Source organism: Streptomyces sp. NPDC007808, assembly GCF_042868655.1.
GTDB lineage: Bacteria > Actinomycetota > Actinomycetes > Streptomycetales > Streptomycetaceae > Streptomyces.
Window position 1 is genome coordinate 949359 of sequence record NZ_JBIAEQ010000001.1, and the last position, 20620, is coordinate 969978.

Genomic DNA, 20620 nt, shown 5'->3' on the forward strand with positions numbered 1-20620 from the left:
CGAAGGGCTCAACGGACGGTTTCTCCTTGGTGCGCGGGGCTCTCGCTCAGCACCCGGCTCATGTCTCGTACGGCCTGCCAGGTGCCGCGCCAGGTGCCGGTCACCTTCGACGCGCCGGTGCGCGGCAGGTACGGCACGTCGTGCTCGGCGATCCGCCAGCCCGCGTCGGCCGCGCGTACGACCATCTGCAGCGGATAGCCACTGCGCCGGTCCGTGAGGCCGAGGGCCAGCAGCGGCTCCCGGCGGGCGGCGCGCAGGGGACCGAGGTCGTGCAGGCGCAGCCCGGTGCGGTGGCGCAGCATCCGCGCGAGCGCGAGGTTGCCGACGCGGGCATGCGCGGGCCACACGCCCCGGCCCTGCGGACGCCGCCGCCCGAGCACGAGGTCGGCCTCGCCGGCCCGCACCGCACGCGCGAACGGGACGAGGAGCGACGGGTCGAGGGAGGCGTCGCAGTCGCAGAAGCACACCACGTCGGCCGAGGCGGCGCGCAGCCCGGCGTGGCAGGCCGCGCCGAAGCCCCGGCGCGGCTCGTGCACGACGGTCGCGCCCAACGCGCGGGCGACCTGGGCCGAGCCGTCCGTGGAACCGTTGTCGACGACCAGGGCACGCCAGCCCGGCGGGATCCGTTCGAGCACCCAGGGAAGGGCCTCGGCCTCGTTCAGGCACGGCAGCACCACGTCGACGTCCGAATGTTTCGTCGTCACGGTCCTCACCCTACGAACCCGATTCGGGCATAACGGACTTCCGGTCCTTACGAAACGCGGACGTCGACGGCCGACAAGCCGCTCGGACGCCGCACCGGCGGCGGGTGGTGCCAGGCTGGGGGCATGCAGCAGCCGTACGAGCCCCCCGAGCCGCGAGCCGATGACTCCCCCCGGATCCTGGTCGTCGACGACGATCCGACCGTCGCCGAGGTCGTCGCCGGTTACCTGGACCGCGCCGGCTACGTCGTGGACCGCGCCGACGACGGACCGACGGCCCTGACCCGGGCCGGCGCCCACTGGCCGGACCTGGTGGTGCTCGACCTGATGCTGCCCGGCATGGACGGCCTGGAAGTGTGCCGCCGGATGCGGGGACAAGGGCCGGTCCCGGTCATCATGCTCACCGCCCGGGGCGACGAGGACGATCGCATCCTGGGCCTGGAGGTCGGCGCCGACGACTACGTCACCAAGCCCTTCAGCCCCCGCGAACTGGTGCTGCGCGTGGAGTCGGTGCTGCGCCGCAGCAGGCCGCCGGCCGCCGACGGGCTCCGCCTCGGCGCCGCCGGTCTGGCGCTGGACCCGGCGGCCCGCCGAGCCACCAAGAACGGCAGCGAACTCGCCCTGACCCTCAGGGAGTTCGACCTGCTCGCCTTCTTCCTGCGCCACCCCGGGCGGGCCTACGCCCGAGAGGACCTGATGCGCGAGGTGTGGGGGTGGGACTTCGGTGACCTGTCGACCGTCACGGTCCACGTCCGCCGCCTGCGCGGCAAGGTCGAGGACGACCCTGCCCGGCCCCGCCTCATCCAGACCGTATGGGGCGTCGGCTATCGCTTCGACCCCGGCGCGGGGGAGGCCTGACCATGCGCGACACCCTCCTCATCGCTCTGTACGCCTTCGCCGGAGCCGCCGCCACCGGGCTGGCCGGATCGGGCGTACTGCGCCTCATCCGGCGCCGCTCGCTGACCGCCTCGCTCGCCGTGGTCGCGGCGGTCGGCGTCGTCGCGATGCTCGCGGGAACACTCGCCGTCGCCTGGGCCATGTTCCTCTCGCCGCACGACCTGACCGTCGTCACCACCGTCGTCGCCATGGCGGCGGTCGTCTCCCTGGCCACCGCGCTGCTGCTGGGCCGCTGGGTCGTCGCCCGCAGCCGTGAACTCGCCGTGGCGGCACGCTCCTTCGGCGAGGGCGGGACGTTCGCCGCCCCCCACGGCCCGGCCACCGCCGAACTGGAGTCCCTGAGCCGCGAACTGGCCGCCACCAGCGCCAGGCTCGCAGAGTCCCGGGAGCGGGAGCGTGCGCTGGAGACCTCCCGGCGCGAACTCGTCGCCTGGATCTCCCACGACCTGCGTACCCCGCTCGCCGGTCTGCGCGCGATGTCGGAGGCATTGGAGGACGGCGTCGCCGCCGATCCCGACCGCTATCTGAAGCAGATCCGCACCGAGGTCGAACGCCTCAACGACATGGTCGGCGACCTCTTCGAACTCTCCCGCATCCACGCCGGCACGCTCCCGCTGGCCCTCACCCGCATGTCCCTGTACGACCTGGTCGGCGACGCGCTGGCGGGAGCCGACCCGCTGGCCCGGGAGCACGGGGTGCGGCTGGTGGGCGGCCGCATCGAGCCCGTACCCGTGCGCGTCGACGGCAAGGAGATGAGCCGGGTGCTGGGCAACCTGCTGGTCAACGCCATCCGCCGGACCCCGGCCGACGGGACGGTCGCCGTCTGCGCGGAGCGTTCCCCCGAGGGCGTGGTGCTGTCGGTGACCGACGGCTGCGGCGGCATCCCCGAGGACGACCTGCCGCGCGTCTTCGACACCGGCTGGCGCGGCTCGCACGCCAGGACGCCCCCGGCGGGCGCGGGCCTGGGGCTCGCCATCGTCCGGGGCATCGTCGAGGCGCACCAGGGCCGGGCCACCGTGCGCAACATCCCCGGCGGTTGCCGCTTCGAGGTGGTGCTGCCCGCCGCCGCTTCCTGATCGCGGGCAGCACCACCGGTCCAGGTGTGCCGGGCCTGGGCCGTGTCCGCAAAGTCCCGCCTGCCCCGCGACGCCCGGCACGCACTCTCGCCGCACCGGGCGAAGCCCCACGTACATCCAGTACGAGGGACTCCGCCCGGCGCGCCGAGAGCACGCACCAGACGCCGCACGGCCCGCCCTCCGGGCGGACGACGGGACTTTGCGGACACGGCCTAGGGGGTCTCCCGCATCCCGGCCCGCGCGAACTCCGCCATGCCTTCCTCGAAGCCGACCTCCGGCTTCCAGCCCAGCCCGTCGCGCAGCCGTGATGAGTCCGCGGTGATGTGCCGTACGTCCCCGAGCCGGAACTCGCCGGTGACGACCGGGTCGGGCCCGCCGTACGCGTCGGCCAGTGCCCGCGCCATCTCGCCGACGGTGTGCGGGTCACCGCTGCCGGTGTTGTACGCGGTGAGCGCACCCGGGGCGGCCTCAGCCTCCAGCGCCACCGCGTTCGCCGCCGCCACGTCCCGTACGTGCACGAAGTCCCGCCGCTGCCTGCCGTCCTCGAACACGCGGGGTGCCTCACCGCGGGCGAGGGCAGAACGGAAGAAGGAGGCGACACCGGCGTACGGCGTGTCACGCGGCATCCCGGGCCCGTACACGTTGTGGTAGCGCAGCGACACCGCCGACCCGCCGGTGCAGCGGGCCCAGGCGGCGGCCAGGTGCTCCTGGGCGAGCTTGGTGGTCGCGTACACGTTCCGCGGATCGGCCGGTGCGTCCTCGCTGACGAGGCCGGGGGAGAGGGCGTCCCCGCACACCGGGCAGGCGGGTTCGAACCGGCCCGCGTCGAGGTCGGCCACGGCACGCGGGCCGGGTCTGACGACACCGTGCCTCGCGCACTCGTACCGCCCCTCCCCGTAGACGACCATCGAGCCGGCCAGCACGACGCGCCGGACACCCGCCTCCGCCATGGCGGCGAGCAGCACGGCGGTGCCCAGATCGTTGTGCGAGACGTACTGCGCGGCGTCGCGGACCCCGTCGCCCAGCCCGACCATCGCGGCCTGATGGCACACCGCGTCCACGCCGCGCAGGGCCCGGCCGACCGCCGCCGGGTCCCGTACATCCGCGCCGGACCCCTGCCGTACGTCGAGCACGAGCGCCTCGTGGCCGCGCGATCCGAGCGCGCTGACGACATGGGACCCGATGAATCCGGCACCGCCGGTGACCAGTACACGCATACGGCCACGCTAGATCCGCGGCGCCGCCCTGCCACGGGGCCACGCGCGCACGTCATGACTCCGTAAGGCATGCACGGGTGCGTCGGACCGGGACAAAACGGACCACACGCGAGACGCTGCCTCCATGACGGTTCCTCCCTCAGCCGATGCCCAGTACCGCTTCGACGATCTGACCGCCCTGTTCGTCAACTGCACCCTGAAACCGTCCCCGGAGCTCAGCCACACCCAGGGGCTGATCGACCGGAGCGCGGAGATCATGATGTCGCGCGGGGTCACCACGTCCGAGATCCGCGCCGTCGACCACGACATCGCGCCCGGCGTGTACCCGGACATGACCGAGCACGGCTTCGCGACGGACGAGTGGCCCGCGCTGTACGAGCAGGTCATGGCCGCGGACATCCTGGTCGTCGCCGGGCCGATCTGGCTCGGCGACAACAGCTCCGTGACGAAGAAGGTGATCGAGCGCCTCTACGCCTGCTCCAGCCTGCTGAACGCGCAGGGGCAGTACGCGTATTACGGCCGGGTCGGGGGGTGCCTGATCACCGGCAACGAGGACGGTGTGAAGCACTGCGCGATGAACGTCCTCTACAGCCTCCAGCACCTCGGCTACACGATCCCGCCCCAGGCCGACGCCGGCTGGATCGGCGCGGCCGGCCCCGGACCGTCGTACCTCGACCCCGGCTCGGGCGGGCCGGAGAACGACTTCACCAACCGCAACACCGCCTTCATGACCTGGAACCTGATGCACGTGGCCGCCCTGCTGAAACGCACCGGGGGCATCCCGGCCCACGGCAACCAGCGCACGCAGTGGGACGCCGGCTGCCGACCGGGCGCCGACAATCCCGAGCACCGCTGACGGTCCCTGGCCCGGCGGGTCGGCGGACGTAAGGATTTCGTCACCCCGCCGGTCATCCCCCGCCGCACGTTCCGCCCGTTGAATGGGAAGCGACGTGCAGGACTACCAGGAGGTGGGCGGTATGGAACCGGGACGACGCGGGTGGATCAGGCCGTGGACGGTGGGTGTGCTGGTGGTGGCGGTCGCCGGGGCCGGGTTCGGCCTGTACTGGTTCCAGCCGTGGAAGCTGTGGCAGGACGAGACGGTCCAGGAGGCCCTCCCCGTTGCCGTGGACGCCTCCAGGAAGCCCACCGAGGTGCCGTCGTCCGGCGCTTCGCCCACCCCGGCCGGACCGGTGACACTGGCCGGCGGCGAGCTGATCAGCCACGAGCACACGACCTCCGGCACGGTGCGGCTCGTGCGGCTGCCCGACGGCTCCCACGTGGTGCGCCTGGAGAACCTCGACACCAGCAACGGCCCCGACCTGCGGGTGTGGCTCACCGACGCGCCCGTGAAGAAGGGGCTCGACGGCTGGCGGGTCTTCGACGACGGGGAGTACGTCAGTTTGGGCAAGCTCAAGGGCAACAAGGGCAGCCAGAACTACGTCGTCCCCGCTGACGTGGACCCGGCCCGGTACAGCAGCGTGAGCATCTGGTGCGACCGCTTCGACGTGTCCTTCGGCGCCGCGGAACTCGCCCGCACCTGAGACGGGGACGGGAGTCCCGAGGGCCGGTCCCGGGGCCGTCCTGCTCACGTGACCCCTGGCTCCGACGCTCACAGCGCACTGCGCCGGCGCTGCCCGTACTGCTCCATGAGCCTGCCGCGGGTCAACTCCAGCCGGTGCGCCAGGATCTCGGCGACATGGCGCACCAGGGACATCCCGAGCCGGGGGTCCTCCTCGCACAGCCGCAGCACCTGGGCGGCGTCGAACTCGTGGGCGCGTACGGGGCTGAAGGCCTCCGCACCGAAGTCCCACCGGTACGGCGGGAACAGCCAGGACCAGCCGAGCAGATCGCCCGCCCCGAGACTCGCGACCGTGACCCGCTGGACCGGCGTCACGCGCTGGTCGAGGGAGACGGCCCCCGAGCGGATCACCCAGAAGCGGTCGGCCGTACCGCCCGCCTCGAAGATCCGGGCGTCCTCCGGGAAGGCGACGTCCCGGGCGAGCGACATCAGACGCTCTCGCTGCGGTGGTGGAAGGGCGGTCAGCAGTTTGATCGCTTTGGTCATGACACGGGGCTCCTCACGGCGACTGAGGTTCCGTTGCTTCCCTGCGTCCATTTCAGCCGCTGCCGGCCCGGTGAGCACCTCGGCGGAGGACGGTTTCCACGGGAATTCACGCCCTGCGTGGTGCCTGCGCCCGAGGGCATGAAAAAGCCCTGGCTGGACGGGGGAGGCCAGCCAGGGCCGTAGGTGGTGGTTCAGGGGGACGGACACGGTCTACCCCTCGACCACGTATGTATGAATCGTAAACCATCTGTGGGGGTTCCGGGCCAGCTGGGGGCGGGTTACGTGACCGGTTTCACTCGGATCCATGTTTCGAGACCCTTCACGTCCCGTTCGCCGGGTTTCTCGGTCAGGAACCGTCGTGGTGCCGGCCCGGCGTGAGGATCTCCTCCAGCACGGTGAGGACGGTCTCGTAGGCCACTGTCCTTACCGCCGCCTCCCGGGCGCCCTCGGGGTCGGTCGACCTCAGCTCCTCACTCCGTGCCCGCCATGTCCGCTCCTCCTGCCGGGCACAAGTCCTGGCCCGCTGCATGCGTCGCAACAGTTCGTCTGAGTCCACGACATCGGTCATGCATTCCGCGTACCCGCTTTGGCTCCGGTGAGCCGTCAGCCCTCCAGCGCCTTCACGGGGACGTCCAGCGGGCGGGCCAATCCGGCCACGCCCTCGTCGAGGCGTTGCAGATGGCGCAGCACGCGGTCGGTGACCCGGCCGTAGCGCGGCACGCCTGGAGCCGTCGGTCCCAGGAGCGAGGCGATGCTCGGGCCGGTCTCGATCTCGGCCCCGGCGCCGTCGCCCGTGACGTGCGCCGCGACCGCCTCGATGTTGTGCGCGATGCGCGCCGCGGCCCTGCGCAGCCGGGGGTCCGCCGCGATCGCGGGATGGGTGGGCAGGAGCTCGGCGGTGGCGGCCAGCGAGCGCGCGTGGTACGCGCAGGTCTCCAGCAGCGCGACCACATAGCGGGCGGTCTCCCGCCGGGCCCGCAGCGGCGTCACCGGGTGAGTGAGGGGCTGGGTGGCGGCCCTGAGGTCGGCCAGCGCCTGGTCGAGGTCCCGTGCCTGGTCGAGCAGGTCGACGGGCGGCCCGCCGCTGAGCTGCTCCACGGCATTGCGGGTGACGTCCCCGAGCCGCTCCAGGACGGTCGCGAGCAGTTCGTTGGTACGCCGGTCCGTCTGCACCGGCAGGACGAACGCGGCCGCGATCACCCCGCAGGCCGCGCCCAGCGCCGTCTCCCCGATGCGCAGCACGAGCACCGACAGGCTGTAGGTGTGCAGCAGGGTGTAGAGCAGCCCGAGCGCCGCGGTGACGAAGAAGGACATCAGCGTGTAGGACAGCGGCGCGAAGTAGAACATCAGGAAGACGAACACCAGGACCAGCGCGAAGGCCGTCCAGGTGTGGCCTCCGACGGCGCCGGCCAGCACGATGCCGGCCAGGACGCCCAGGACGGTACCCAGCAGCCGGCGATATCCCTTGACCAGGATCTCGCCCGTCGAGGCGGTGTTGAGGAACACGATCCAGCAGGTCAGCACCGCCCAGTACCAGCGGTCCCGGGACAGCAGCTCACCGCCGACGATGGCCAGCGCCGAGCCCACGGCCACCTGCACGGCGGCCCGCGTGGTGGGACGCCGAAGTCCGGCGGGCTCCTGCGGGGACTCCTCCTCCCCGGCGTCGAGCACGGCTTCCTCCGCGTCCAGTTCCTCGCGCGAGCGGGCCGTGGCGGGGCTGTCGTCCGACTCGTCCGGGGCGCTGCCCAGGGCGATCCGCAGCCCCAGCACCGCACGGGCGGCCTCACCGATGCGCCGGAAGACGTCCTGCACGACGGGTGCCGCGACGGGCAGGTTCTCGTCGTCGCGGTAGCCGAGGAGCCGGTTGCGGACATGGGACAGCGCGGTGCCCGCGTCCGCGGCGACCGGCCGCAGCACCAGCAGACGCAACGCCTCCAGGTCACGGCGCAGCGTGACGGTCGCCTCGTCGCGTACCGGATGCCGTCCGCCCGTCGGCACCGGCGCGCCCGGCAGGTGCAGGGCCAGGGTGTCCGCCCGCTCGGCACCGCGTGCGGCGAGCAGCGACAGGCCGAGCCGTTCGGCGGCGATTTCGGCATCCGCGACCCGCCGCTGGACGAGCCGGGCCACCGCCTCGTCGGCGGTCCCCTCCGCCAGCCGGCCCTGGATCAGCAGCGCCGTCTCGTGCAGCCGCGCGGTACCGTCGCGCACCCGCTCCAGAGCACGGTCCGCCTCCCGGGGCCCGGCGTCGAGCAGATCGAGCTGCGCGGACAGCAACTGGGCCAGCCGGAGACGGAACGCCTCGCGCAGCCGTTCCAGCACGCCCGCAGGGGTCTCGGGGACGACGGCGAAGCGCACGAGCGCGCTGCACGCGAAGGCGACGGCGACCGCCGCGCACAGCTCGGGCAGGTCGGAGACCGTGGCACCGACGAAGAGGGACACGAAGTAGATCTGGAAGCCGATCAGGCCGAGCGCCGTCCCGCGGTCCCCGAACCGGCGGCCGTAGACGGCACAGAAGATCAGCGCCACGAAGAACAGGTCGCCGGCCACGACATGGCGGTGCAGCAGCGCCGCCAGCGTCATGGAGGCCAGGGCCACCGGCAGCCCCAGGGCGAGCGTGACGGCCTGCTGCCCGCGCTGCTTCTCCCGGATGGCGAAGGTGGCGACCATCGCCGCCATGGCCCCCGCCACCAGGTGCGTCACATCGCTGCCCAGCACGGCCAGCACGGCCACCGCGAGGGCGATCGCGCCCACCGTCCGCAGACCCGCGGCCAGCCGCAGGAGCCCGGGGTCCGACGCCGCGATCCGGTCCCGGACCTGCGCCCGGACCGGTCGTCCCGCTGCCCTCACGCCGCCGTACTCTCTCCCTCGCTCCCCACGTGCCGCGCGCCCCGAACCGGGGCCGTCACCTCACCCGGCCGTCCCCGCGGGCCCGTCCTTCCCGCCGACGTGCTCCCGCAGTTGCTCCGGCGTCAGATACGCGTGGATGAACTCGAAGTCCTTCAGCTTGGCTGGCCTGCGCGACTGGAAGCCGGTGCGTACGAAGTCGTCCCCTGCGACGGCGTTGAGCAGCCAGTTCGTCAGCACGCGCGTCTTGGCGACGTTGGTGCGCAGCGCCGACCAGTGGTAGCCGCGGGCGACGGCGAGCGCGGGCAGGCCCTTGAGCTCGACACCGAGCGGCTTGGACACGGCGTCGCGGCCGCCGAGGTCGACGACCAGGCCCAGGTCCTTGTGCTCGTACCGGCGCAGCGGCTGGTCGCGCAGGGCCGCGATGACGTTGTCGGCGACCACCTTGCCCTGACGCATGGCGTGCTGGGCGGTGGGCGGGCAGACGGCGCCCTCCTGGCCCTTGGCCAGGTCGGGCACCGCGGCGGCGTCGCCGAGCGCGAAGACGCCGTCGTGCCCGGGCAGGTTCATCTCGGCGGTGACCGCGAGCCGGCCCTTGACGGTCTCCGCGCCCAGCGTGCCGATCAGCGGGCTGGCGACGACACCGGCGGTCCAGATCAGGGTGTGGGTGGGGATCACCCGGCCGTCGGTGAAGGTGACCTCGTCGGGACCGGCCTTGGCGATGGAGACGCCGAGCGAGATCTCGATCCCGCGCCTGCCCAGCACCTGCTGGGCGGTGCTGCCCAGCTTCTCACCGAGCTCGGGCATCAGCCTCGGCGCGATGTCGATCAGGTGCCACCGGATCAGGTGCGGGTCGAGCCGCGGATAGCGCTTGACCGCGTTGTGGGTCAGCTGCTGCAGGCACGCGGCGGTCTCGGTGCCGGCGTAGCCGCCTCCGACCACCACGAACTGCAGCCGTGCGGCGCGCTCCTGCGGGTCCTGGCTGGCGTCGGCGAGGTCCAGCTGGGAGATGACGTGGTCGCGCAGGTAGGCGGCCTCCGCGAGGGTCTTCATGCCGTACGCGTGGTCGACGAGGCCCGGGATGTCGAAGGTGCGGGTCACACTCCCGGGGGCCAGCACGATGTAGTCGTACGGCTCGTTGACGATCTTGTCGGTGATGGTGCGGATCACACAGACCTTGGCCGCGAGGTCCACGCCGATGGCACCGCCCGGGATGATCCGGGTGCGGTACCTGCGGCTGCGGCGCAGTGAGAGGGCGATCGACTGGGGGGTGAGGACGCCGGAGGCGACCTGGGGCAGCAGCGGCAGGTAGAGCTGGTAGGAGGACGGCGTCACCAAGGTGATCTCGGCCTCGTCGGGGGCGAGTTTGCGTTCCAGCCGGCGAACGCATCCCACTCCGGCGAAGCCTGCGCCAACCACCAGGATCCTGGGTCGTGTCACGGTGATCATCCCTTCTGCGGCTCCAGGCGGTCTGCCTCGACGTCGTTCGCCTGCCCCTGAATCGCTGCTTCGCACGCATCGATCCCACCGCGCCGCCGGTCGTTCCGCCAGCCGGGAGCAGCAGGCAGACGAACCCGTCGACAGCCACCTTCCCCCAGTCGGCCCGGGGGCACACCGGTTCGGAAGTGAAAGACATGTACGCGTGATCTCTTGACAGCCGAATGGTCTGAACCTGACGTCCGAACGGTTCACCCGAGGAGGGGACTGTTGTTCGCGTACATGAACGGCGGGTCGATGTGGATTCCCTCCAGGAACGCCTCCTTCAGGATCCGCGCCCTCGCCCGCGGCGAGCCGTCCGGTGTCGTACGGCCTCACCGCGGGCGAACGGGCGTCCTCAGCCGAAGACGTTGTCCGTGTCGTCCCAGAGCGCCGACTCGTCCGCCACCTGCTCCCGGGAGACCCGTGAACGGGCCTGGTACATCGCATCGATCTGCAGCGCGTAGTGCCGTACGATCGCGTCCCGACGCAGCTTCATCGACGGTGTCAGCAGACCGTTGGCCACGTCGAACGGCTCCGGCAGCACCCGGAACACCCGGATGGACTCCGCACGTGACACCGCGCTGTTGGCGGCGGCCACGGCTCTGGTGATCTCCTCGCGCAGGGCGTTCTCCTCCCGTGCCTCCCGCATTCGCGCGTCACTGCGCGCCGCGAGGGAGTCCCGCCAGAACGCCAGGAAATCCGGGTCCAGAGTGATCAGGGCGCCGACACAGGGCCGGTCGTCGCCCACCACCACCGCCTGGTGGACCAGCGGATGCTGCCTGAGCCGCTGCTCCAGCAGCGCCGGGGAGACGCTCTTGCCACTGCTCGTGACGATGACGTCCTTCTTGCGTCCGGTGATCGTCAGATAGCCCTCGGAGTCCAGCCGCCCGAGATCCCCGGTGGCCAGCCAGCCGCCGCGCAGCACCGCCCGCGTAGCGGCGTCGTCGTTGACATATCCCTGGAACACCGACGGCCCCCGCACCAGGATCTCCCCGTCGTCGGCCACCCGGATGTCCGTGCCCGGCAGTGCCCGCCCGACCGTTCCGGACATCTCCCGGCCCAACGGCTGCGCGGTGACCCCGCCGCTGGTCTCGGTCAGGCCGTACCCGTCGTTCACATAGATGCCGATGCCCTCGTAGAACAAGGACAGTTCACGGTTCAGCGGGGAACCGCCGGAGGTCGCCCGGCACACCCGGCCGCCCAGCGCGGCCCGCAACTTGCGGTACACCGTCCGCTCGTACAGGGCGTGCTGAAGCCGCAGATCGAAACCCGGCCCGGGGCCGCCGCCCAGCCGGTGCCGCTCCTGAGCCGCCGCGAAGTCCCGCGCGGTGTCCGCGGCCCGCTCGAACAGCGCGCCGCGGCCCGCCTGCTGGGCCACGCGCAGGAAGTTCTTGTAGATCTTCTCGAAGATCGACGGTACGGCGCAGAAGTACGTCGGGCGGAAGGTCCGCAGCGCCGAGGACAGCGCCGCCTCGCTCAGGTCGGGCTCGTGTCCCATCAGCATGCCGCCGCGCACGCACAGGGTCTGCACCAAAAGCCCGTACACATGGGAGAAGGGCAGGAAGGCGAGCACGGACGCCTGGTGCTCACCGGGCGGGATCACCGTGTGCCCCCAGCCCGCGAGCAGCGTGTCGCAGGGGCTCGCGAGGCTGCGGTGGCTCGACGCGCAGCCCATCGGCCGGCCCGTGGTGCCGGAGGTGTACGAGACGGCGGCCGTGGAGTCCGGCAGCACGATGCGGCGCAGCGACTCGACGGTGGTGAGCGGGATGAGCTCGCCGCGCTGGACGAGCTGTCCGAGCCCTCCCGTGTCCAACTGCCAGACGTGGCGCAGCCGGGGCAGCGATCCGCACACCGAACCCACCGTCATGACCGACTGCTCGTCCTCCACCACGACGGCCACGCACTCGGCGTCCCGGAGGATGAACGCGACCTGGTCGCGCGAGGCCGTCGGATAGATGGGCACCACCTCGGCGCCCACCGTCCACAGCGCGTAGCTGAGCACCGTCCACTCGTACCGCGTGCGCGCCATGATGGCCACGCGGTGGCCCGGCGAGATCCCCGACGCGATCAGACCCTTGGCCAGATCGGTCACTTCGTCGCGCAGTTCCACCGCGGTCACCTCCTCCCAGGTGGTGGAGGAGGGGGCCGGACGGCGCGCCAGCATCGGCAGCATGGGGCTGCGGGCCGCCGTCTCGAAGAGACTGTCGGCGAGCCCACCGGTCAACGTCGTGACGGTCGGGGGAGCGAGGCCGAGGTCGCGCATGCGCTGCTCCTGCTGTGTACCGGGCGTGACATCACCGACGAGTTCCGTTATCGGCGGTGCCCGAATCTAGCCCAGCTGAGAGCGCCTGGTGTCGAGAACTGACAATTGATCCCGTCCGGTGATCTCGGTCCGCTCAGGGCGACAGCCACACCGTGGCGAGCGGGGGCAGGGTGAGCCGAATGTGCCCGTCCTCCGGCTTGACGGGGCCGGGGTTGGTGACGTCGCTCCCGCCGTAGTGCGCGGCGTCGGTGTTGAGGGTCTCCTGCCAGACGTCGACGTGGTCCGGCACCCACAGCCGGTAGTCGTGCCGGACGACGGGGGAGAAGTTGGAGACCGAGAGCAGGACGTCGCCGTCGGCGCCGTACCGCAGGAACGCGAACACGTTGTCTTCGGCGGCGTCCCCGAGCACCCACTGGAACCCGGCCGGTTCGGTGTCCCGCTCCCACAGGGCCGGGCTCGCCCGGTAGAGCGTGTTGAGGTCGCGGACCAGGTCCTGCACCCCCCGGTGGTCCCCCGCCGACGCGTACCCCGGATCCAGCAGCCACCACTCCGGCCCGTGCGCCTCGGACCACTCGGCGCCCTGCGCGAACTCCTGCCCCATGAACAGCAGTTGCTTGCCCGGGTGGGCCCACATGAAGCCCAGGTAGGCGCGGTGGTTGGCACGTCGCTGCCACCAGTCGCCGGGCATCTTGGAGACCAGCGCCTGCTTGCCGTGCACCACCTCGTCGTGGGAGATGGGCAGGACGTAGTTCTCGCTGTAGGCGTACACCATCGAGAACGTCATCTCGTTGTGGTGGTACTTGCGGTGCACCGGCTCCTTGGCCATGTACTGAAGGGAGTCGTGCATCCAGCCCATGTTCCACTTCAGCCCGAACCCCAGCCCGCCGCTGTCGGTGGGCCGGGTCACCCCGCCCCAGGCGGTCGACTCCTCCGCGATGGTGACGACCCCTGGGTTGCGCCGGTACACGGTCGCGTTCATCTCCTGCAGGAACCGCATCGCGGCCAGGTCCTCGCGCCCGCCGTGCTCGTTCGGCGCCCACTGCCCGCTCTCGCGCGAGTAGTCGAGGTAGAGCATGGAGGCGACCGCGTCCACGCGCAGCCCGTCCACGTGGAACTCCTCGCACCAGTAGGTGGCGTTGGCGACGAGGAAGTTGCGCACCTCCGTGCGGCCGTAGTCGAACTCGAACGTCCCCCAGTCCGGGTGCTCGGCACGCCGTGAGTCCCCGGGTTCGTACAGCGGGTCCCCGTCGAACCGGCTCAGCGCCCAGTCGTCCTTGGGGAAGTGGGCCGGCACCCAGTCGACGATCACCCCGATGCCGGCCTGGTGCAGACGGTCCACCAGGTACTTGAAGTCGTCGGGGGTACCGAGCCGTGCGGCCGGCGCGTAGAAGCCGGTGACCTGGTAGCCCCAGGAGCCGGCGAAGGGGTGCTGCGCCACCGGCATGAACTCGACGTGGGTGAACCCGAGGTCCCTGACGTACGCGGGCAGTTCCTCGGCGAGTTCCCGGAACGTCAGCCCGGGCCGCCAGGACGGGAGGTGGACCTCGTACACGGAGAAGGGAGCCTGGTGCACGGGGACGTCACCCCGGTGCGCCATCCACTTCTCGTCCCCCCACTCGTAGCGCGAGGCGTGCACGATCGACGCCGTGTCCGGCGGCACCTCCGCGCGGCGGGCCATCGGGTCCGCCTTGAGGAACCGGCCGCCGTACCGGGAGGTGATCTCGAACTTGTACCGGGTGCCCTCACCGATGCCCGGCAGGAACAGCTCCCACACCCCGGACGCGCCCAGGGACCGCATCGGGAACGCCGTGCCGTCCCAGTGGCAGAAGTCCCCGGCGACCCGCACCCCCCGCGCGTTCGGCGCCCACACGGTGAACCGGGTGCCGGCCACGCCCTGGTGGGTCATCGGCTCGGCGCCCAGCGCCTTCCACAGCTGCTCGTGCCGGCCCTCCCGGACGAGGTGCAGGTCCAACTCGCCGAGGGCGGGCAGGAAGCGGTACGGGTCGTGGACCTCATGCTCGTCGGACTCGTCCTCGGCGTACGCCACCAGCAGCGTGTACGCGGGGATCGCCGCCAGGGGCAGGACGCCGGAGAACAGGCCGCCCCCCTCGGAGACGAGCCGGGTGCGTGCGCCGTCGACGACGACGCTCACCGCCCGCGCGAACGGGCGCAGCGCGCGGAAGGCGATCCCGCCCGGCACCGGATGGGCGCCCAGCAGGGCGTGCGGATCGTGGTGGGCGCCCGACAGCAGGCGATCACGTTCGGCCGGGTCCAGGGCGGGCGCGGCGGCCCACCGGTTCGGTCCGGCCGACTCAGGGCGCGAAGTCTCGTGCAGGGCCATGCGGTCAGGCTCCTCTCACGGCGAGGCGTTCGATCGCCGCCATCGGTACGGGCAACCAGTCGGGTCGGTGCCGGGCCTCGTACAGGACCTCGTACACGGCGCGGTCTGTTTCGTAAGCACGCAGCAGGCCGTGCTTCTGGCGCGGGTCCCACCCGGCCGAGGCGGCGTAGCCCGCGCAGTAGGCCTCCCGGCAGCGGCGCGCCCACTCCGGTCGCCACGGCCGGCGCTGGCGGGCGGCGTAGTCGAAGGAGCGCAGCATGCCGGCGATGTCCCGCACCGGCGAGTGGACGCCGCACCGTTCGGCGAGCGGTCGGGACGGCTCGCCCTCGAAGTCGATGACGAACCACTCACGGCCGGCCCGCAGCACCTGCCCCAGGTGCAGGTCACCGTGGATGCGCTGGGCGGGCGGCCCCGGATCGCAGCCGACGAGGGCGCCGAAGGCGTTGCGCAGGCCGGGGACGTACGGCTGCAGCGCGGGGACGAAGTGCGCGGCGTTCTCCAGGCGCTCGGTCATCGCCGCCGCCGTACGGCCGTTCTCGCCGCGGGACAGGGAGGGGAAGGCCGACGCCAGGGCCACGTGCACCTCGGCCGTCGCGCGCCCCAGTTGACGGGCCTCGGCCGTGAAGTCGGCACCCGAGGCCAGCGCGTCCAGAGCCAGGGTCCAGCCGTCGTTGGCGTCCCGCAGGAAGGGTTGCAGCACGCCGAGCGTCGCCTCCCAGGGATGCGTCGTGCGGAACCAGGCCACCGGGGCCGGGACCCGGCGGCAGTCCTGCCCGGCCAGCGCGACCGGCACCTCCAGATCGGGGTTGACGCCCGGCTGGATGCGCCGGAAGAGCTTGAGGATGAACGCGTCCCCGTAGATCAGCGAGGAGTTGGACTGCTCCGCGTCCAGCAGCCGCGGCACGAGCCCGGCCGGCACCGGCACGGACGGCTCCCCGTCGAAGCGCAGCGGGCCCGCCGCGCCCGGGTGCCGCAGCCGCTCCAGGAGCAGCTGGGCGGACCGGGGGTCCTGCAACGCGTCGAACACGGTCAGACCGGCCAGCGGCCCCTCCTCGGCACGGCCGATGAGCGCGCGTCCGAGCCGCGGTGACAGGTGCTGCCGTACGCCGAGCAGCAGCTGGTAGCAGTCACCGGCGGGCGGGGCACCGCCGGGCGCGGGTACCGCCGTGTGTCCGGCGTGCACCAGCAGATGCAGACAGCCCGGGAACAGCTCTGTCATGGACAGCAGCGCGAGGTCCGTGACCGGGCGGTCCTTGCCCGCGAACCAGCGCTGCCGTGGCAGCCATTCACGCAGCAACCCGGCGAGCGAGGCCATGGGGCCCGCGTCGACCGTACGGCTCGGTCGGACAGATGCGGTCTTCTGCATGGTGACGCGTCCTTTCCTCGGCGCCTGCTCAAAGCTCACGCTGAGAGTCGTCGGCCGATGCGGGATGCGACTCGGGAGAGCCGGAACCAGTAGAAGCCGTGGCCCCCGAGGGTCAGCAGGTAGGGCAGCTCGCCGATCGCCGGGAAGCGGACCCCGCCGAACAGTTCGACCGGATGGCGTCCGCTGAACTCGCGCAGATCGAGTTCGGTCGGCTGCGCGAAGCGCGCGAAGTTGTTCACGCACAGCACCAGGTCGTCCTCGTACTCGCGGAGGAAGGCCAGCACCGCCGGGTTGGAGGACTGCAGTTCCGTGTAGGTGCCCAGGCCGAACGCCGGGTTCTGCTTGCGGATCTCGATCATCCGGCGCGTCCAGTGCAGCAGCGAGGACGGCGAGGCCATCGACGCCTCGACGTTCGTGACCTGGTAGCCGTAGACCGGGTCCATGATCGTGGGCAGGGTGAGGCGGCCCGGATCGCAGGTGGAGAACCCGGCGTTGCGGTCGGGTGTCCACTGCATCGGGGTGCGGACGGCGTCGCGGTCGCCGAGCCAGATGTTGTCGCCCATGCCGATCTCGTCGCCGTAGTAGATGATCGGTGAGCCGGGCAGCGACAGCAGGAGCGCGGAGAACAGTTCGATGGTGTGCCGGTCGTTGTCCAGCAGGGGGGCGAGCCGGCGGCGGATGCCGATGTTGGCCCGCATCCGCGGGTCCTTGGCGTACTCCGCCCACATGTAGTCGCGCTCTTCGTCGGTGACCATTTCGAGGGTCAGCTCGTCGTGGTTGCGCAGGAAGATGCCCCACTGGCAGCCCGACGGGATGGCCGGGGTCTTGTTGAGGATCTCCGAGACCGGGTAGCGCGACTCGCGTCGCACCGCCATGAAGATCCGCGGCATCACGGGGAAGTGGAAGGCCATGTGGCACTCGTCGCCGCCCGCCCGGTAGTCGCCGAAGTAGTCGACGACGTCCTCCGGCCACTGGTTGGCCTCCGCCAGCAGCACCGTGTCCGGGTACATCGCGTCGATCTCGCGGCGGACGCGCTTGAGGAACTGGTGGGTGGCCGGGAGGTTCTCGCAGTTGGTGCCCTCCTCGGCGTACAGGTAGGGCACGGCGTCGAGCCGGAAACCGTCGATGCCGAGGTCCAGCCAGAAGCGGAGGGCGGCGAGGATCTCCTCCTGGACGGCCGGGTTCTCGTAGTTGAGGTCCGGCTGGTGGGAGAAGAAGCGGTGGAAGAAGTACTGCTTGCGGACCGGGTCGAAGGTCCAGTTGGAGACCTCGGTGTCGACGAAGATGATGCGGGCGTCGCCGTACTGCTTGTCGTCGTCGGCCCACATGTAGTAGTCGCCGTAGGGGCCGTCGGGGTCCTTGCGGGACTCCTGGAACCACGGGTGCTGGTCGCTGGTGTGGTTCATGACGAAGTCGATGATGACCCGCATGCCGCGCTGGTGGGCGGAGTCGACGAACTCCACGAAGTCGGCCAGGTCGCCGAACTCGGGCAGGACGGCGGTGTAGTCGGAGACGTCGTAGCCGCCGTCCCTGAGCGGTGACTTGAAGAACGGCGGCAGCCACAGGCAGTCGACGCCGAGCCATTGCAGGTAGTCCAGTTTGGCGGTCAGGCCCTTGAGGTCGCCCACGCCGTCGCCGTTGCTGTCCTGGAAGGAGCGGACCAGCACCTCGTAGAAGACGGCGCGTTTGAACCAGTCCGGGTCGCGGTCCTTGGCGGGAGTGTCCTCGAAGGTGTCCAGCACGGGCTCGTTGACGGTCATGACGCGGGAGACCCTCCGATCTGAGGTGGTGAAGCCTGGACATGGAGCACGTGCGCGGGTGCCCTGCCGGGCTCCAGGCGTACGTAGTTGGTGCTGCCCCAGCGGTAGGTCTCACCCGTCAGTTCGTCGTGCACGGACAGGGAGGCATCCCGGTCCAGGCCGAGGTGCGGCATGTCCAACGAGACCGTGGCCTCCTGGGTGTGGTGCGGATCCAGGTTGGCGACCACCACGACGATGTCCGGGCCGGTGCGTTTGCTGTAGGCGATGACCGCGTCGTTGTCCGTCCGGTGGAAACGAAGGTTCCTGAGCCGGTGCAGGGCCGGATGGCTGCGTCTGATGGTGTTGAGCCTGGTGATCAGGGGGCTGATGGTGCGGCCCTCGCGTTCGGCGGTCTCCCAGTCGCGGGGGCGCAGCTGGTACTTCTCCGAGTGCAGGTACTCCTCGCTGCCCTCGCGCAGGGGGGTGTTCTCGCACAGTTCGTAGCCGCTGTAGATGCCCCAGGTGGGCGAGAGGGTCGCGGCCAGGACGGCGCGTACCTCGAAGGCGGGGCGTGCGCCGTGCTGGAGGTAGGCGTGCAGGATGTCGGGGGTGTTGGCGAAGAAGTTGGGCCGCATGTAGGCGGCCGCCTCGCCGGACAGTTCGGTGAGGTACTCGGTGAGTTCCTGCTTGGTGTTGCGCCAGGTGAAGTAGGTGTAGGACTGCTGGAAGCCGATCTGGGCCAGGGTGTGCATCATGGCCGGCCGGGTGAAGGCCTCCGCCAGGAAGATCACGTCGGGGTCGGTGCGGTTGATGTCGGCGATCACCTTCTGCCAGAAGACGACCGGTTTGGTGTGGGGGTTGTCGACGCGGAAGATACGCACCCCGTGGTCCATCCAGTGCCGCAGGACACGCAGGGTCTCGGTGATCAGGCCGTCCATGTCGGCGTCGAAGGCGATGGGGTAGATGTCCTGGTACTTCTTCGGCGGGTTCTCGGCGTGGGCGATGGTGCCGTCGGGGCGGTGGTGGAACCACTCGGGGTGTTTGTGCACCCAGGGGTGGTCGGGGGAGCACTGCAGGGCGAAGTCCAGGGCGATCTCCAGGCCCAGTTCGCGGGCGGCGCCGACGAAGTGGTCGAAGTCCTCGATGGTGCCCAGGTCGGGGTGGACGGCGTCGTGGCCGCCCTCGGGGGAGCCGATCGCCCAGGGCACGCCGACGTCGTCGGGGCCGGCGGACAGGGTGTTGTCCGGGCCCTTGCGGTGGGTCGTGCCGATGGGGTGGACGGGTGGCAGGTAGACGACGTCGAAGCCCATGGCGGCGATCGCGGGCAGCCGGCGGGCGGCGGTGCGGAAGGTGCCGTGGGGCCGGTCGGCGGTGCCCTCGGAGCGGGGGAAGAACTCGTACCAGGCGCCGTACAGGGCGCGTTCGCGTTCCACGAGCAGCGGCAGCGGGTCCGAGGCGGTGACCAGGTCCCGCAGCGGATACCGCCCCAGCACCGCGTCCACGTTGGCAGCGAAGGCCGCCGCCAGCCTCGACTCGGGCGGCAGCGTGTCGTCCCGCAGCGCCCGGGCGGCGGCCCGCACGGTCGCCCGCCCCGCCGCGTCGGGTACCTGGGCCGCCGCGCGCTCGTACAGTTCGCCGCCCTCCTCCAGGACCAGCCCCACGTCGATGCCGGCCGGGACCTTGATGCGGGCGGCATGGCGCCAGGTGGCCACCGGGTCGCTCCAGGCCTCCACGTGGAACGTCCAGCGGCCGGTCGAGGGCGGCGTCACCCGGGCGCCCCAGCGGTCGGTGCCGGGGGCCAGTTCCCGCATCGGCGTCCACGGGCCCGGACGGCCGTCCGGGTCGGTCAGCACGACATTGGCGGCCACGGCGTCATGGCCCTCACGGAACACGGTGGCGGTGACCTCGAAGGTCTCACCCACGACCGCCTTCGCCGGATGCCTGCCGCACGCCACGGCCGGCTGTACGTCGCGCACCGGGATCCGGCCGATGGTCGCGGCGCCGGTCCCGCTCCTGGTCTTGGTCCTGCCCATGGTTCACCTCCACCGTGCTGAGGGCCGGGCACGGGGCCCGGCCGGGAGTCGACACTGTCGAAACTGCGCCGGAAGGTCCTTACCGCCCGGCGAGGAAACGCCACCGCCCTGCCTTCGGAGGGCCCCGCCGCACGGTGGCGCTGAGCTGGGGGCGCTCGTCCTGTTCCCGGAGATAGGCGGCCAGGGTGATGCGCAGATAGCGCTCGGCGGCATCCGCGGCCTCGCGGGCGCAACGCTTGCCCATCAGCACACACAGGGTGTAGCCGGCGTCCTCGAAGGTGGCGCGCACCGTGAGGTCGGCCGGGGCCGCGAGCATGGCGCGTTCCCAGGCCCGGTATCGCCGCAAGTGCCGGGCGACTTCGGCTTTGGCCGGTAGCAGCATGGCGCCGTTCACCTTCCGGGTGCTCGATGACGCGTCTCCCGACCGTCGGGCGAAAACCCGTGCGCGTACACGCGCGGGTTCCGTTACGGGCATCGAGGTCTTCACACATGGTGCATGTTCGGACACAGACCGTCCTGTTGGGCATTCAACTACCTCAACATGCCCTCCTGTTGCACGAATGGCGTACCGCACCCACCCTGGAGTGACTCAAAAGCGA

16 protein-coding genes are annotated in these 20620 nt (G+C 71.4%); 4 read left to right on the forward strand and 12 right to left on the reverse strand.

Annotated elements, in window-relative coordinates; genetic code table 11:
- Nucleotides 1-8: 8 nt before the first annotated feature.
- Nucleotides 9-713 (reverse strand): glycosyltransferase family 2 protein, encoded by a 705-nt coding sequence (locus ACFYNL_RS04220; RefSeq protein ID WP_388796105.1) that lies wholly within the window; start codon nt 711-713, stop codon nt 9-11.
- Nucleotides 714-827: 114 nt separating this feature from the next.
- Between ACFYNL_RS04220 and ACFYNL_RS04225 the strand changes: the two genes are divergently transcribed.
- Nucleotides 828-1559: a response regulator transcription factor gene (locus ACFYNL_RS04225; protein WP_388796108.1), complete on the forward strand. Its 732-nt coding sequence runs from the start codon at nt 828-830 to the stop codon at nt 1557-1559.
- A 2-nt stretch (nt 1560-1561) separates the two neighbouring features.
- The gene (locus tag ACFYNL_RS04230; RefSeq protein ID WP_388796111.1) at nt 1562-2674 is read left to right on the forward strand and encodes a sensor histidine kinase; all 1113 of its coding nucleotides are present in this window, start codon (nt 1562-1564) and stop codon (nt 2672-2674) included.
- A 212-nt stretch (nt 2675-2886) separates the two neighbouring features.
- Here the strand turns inward: ACFYNL_RS04230 and ACFYNL_RS04235 are convergent, their stop codons facing one another.
- Nucleotides 2887-3891 (reverse strand): NAD-dependent epimerase/dehydratase family protein, encoded by a 1005-nt coding sequence (locus ACFYNL_RS04235; RefSeq protein WP_388796113.1) that lies wholly within the window; start codon nt 3889-3891, stop codon nt 2887-2889.
- Nucleotides 3892-4015: 124 nt separating this feature from the next.
- On the opposite strand from ACFYNL_RS04235, the gene ACFYNL_RS04240 reads away from it, so the two are divergent.
- Together ACFYNL_RS04240 and ACFYNL_RS04245 are read left to right on the forward strand one after the other, a co-directional pair.
- Nucleotides 4016-4747, forward strand: a complete 732-nt coding sequence (locus ACFYNL_RS04240) for a flavodoxin family protein (RefSeq protein WP_388796116.1) — start codon at nt 4016-4018, stop codon at nt 4745-4747.
- Between the two features lie 121 nt (nt 4748-4868).
- Entirely contained in the window at nt 4869-5432 is a 564-nt protein-coding gene (locus ACFYNL_RS04245; RefSeq protein ID WP_388797314.1) for a DM13 domain-containing protein, read from the forward strand.
- Nucleotides 5433-5500: 68 nt separating this feature from the next.
- Here ACFYNL_RS04245 and ACFYNL_RS04250 read toward each other — a convergent pair whose 3' ends face one another.
- The 10 genes from ACFYNL_RS04250 to ACFYNL_RS04295 all read right to left on the reverse strand — a co-directional run bounded on the left by ACFYNL_RS04250 (nt 5501) and on the right by ACFYNL_RS04295 (nt 20403).
- The gene (locus tag ACFYNL_RS04250) at nt 5501-5956 is read right to left on the reverse strand and encodes a cyclic nucleotide-binding domain-containing protein (RefSeq protein WP_019759018.1); all 456 of its coding nucleotides are present in this window, start codon (nt 5954-5956) and stop codon (nt 5501-5503) included.
- Between the two features lie 346 nt (nt 5957-6302).
- Nucleotides 6303-6524, reverse strand: a complete 222-nt coding sequence (locus tag ACFYNL_RS04255) for a hypothetical protein (protein ID WP_388796119.1) — start codon at nt 6522-6524, stop codon at nt 6303-6305.
- Nucleotides 6525-6559: 35 nt separating this feature from the next.
- Nucleotides 6560-8803, reverse strand: a complete 2244-nt coding sequence (locus ACFYNL_RS04260; RefSeq protein WP_388796121.1) for an FUSC family protein — start codon at nt 8801-8803, stop codon at nt 6560-6562.
- Between the two features lie 60 nt (nt 8804-8863).
- A complete protein-coding gene (locus ACFYNL_RS04265; RefSeq protein ID WP_388796124.1) occupies nt 8864-10249 on the reverse strand; it encodes an NAD(P)/FAD-dependent oxidoreductase in 1386 nt (461 codons plus the stop codon).
- A gap of 385 nt (nt 10250-10634) precedes the next feature.
- Entirely contained in the window at nt 10635-12542 is a 1908-nt protein-coding gene (locus tag ACFYNL_RS04270) for an AMP-dependent synthetase/ligase (RefSeq protein ID WP_388796127.1), read from the reverse strand.
- A gap of 133 nt (nt 12543-12675) precedes the next feature.
- The gene (gene glgB, locus ACFYNL_RS04275) at nt 12676-14883 is read right to left on the reverse strand and encodes a 1,4-alpha-glucan branching enzyme (RefSeq protein ID WP_388796130.1); all 2208 of its coding nucleotides are present in this window, start codon (nt 14881-14883) and stop codon (nt 12676-12678) included.
- Nucleotides 14884-14887: 4 nt separating this feature from the next.
- Nucleotides 14888-16249: a maltokinase gene (locus ACFYNL_RS04280; protein ID WP_388796133.1), complete on the reverse strand. Its 1362-nt coding sequence runs from the start codon at nt 16247-16249 to the stop codon at nt 14888-14890.
- Between the two features lie 35 nt (nt 16250-16284).
- Nucleotides 16285-18009: a maltose alpha-D-glucosyltransferase gene (treS, locus tag ACFYNL_RS04285; protein WP_388796136.1), complete on the reverse strand. Its 1725-nt coding sequence runs from the start codon at nt 18007-18009 to the stop codon at nt 16285-16287.
- A complete protein-coding gene (locus ACFYNL_RS04290; protein ID WP_388796139.1) occupies nt 18006-20021 on the reverse strand; it encodes a maltotransferase domain-containing protein in 2016 nt (671 codons plus the stop codon). The genes treS and ACFYNL_RS04290 overlap by 4 nt, the downstream gene beginning before the upstream one ends.
- 79 nt (nt 20022-20100) lie before the next feature.
- Entirely contained in the window at nt 20101-20403 is a 303-nt protein-coding gene (locus ACFYNL_RS04295) for a DUF5133 domain-containing protein (RefSeq protein ID WP_388796142.1), read from the reverse strand.
- Between the last annotated feature and the right edge of the window lie 217 nt (nt 20404-20620).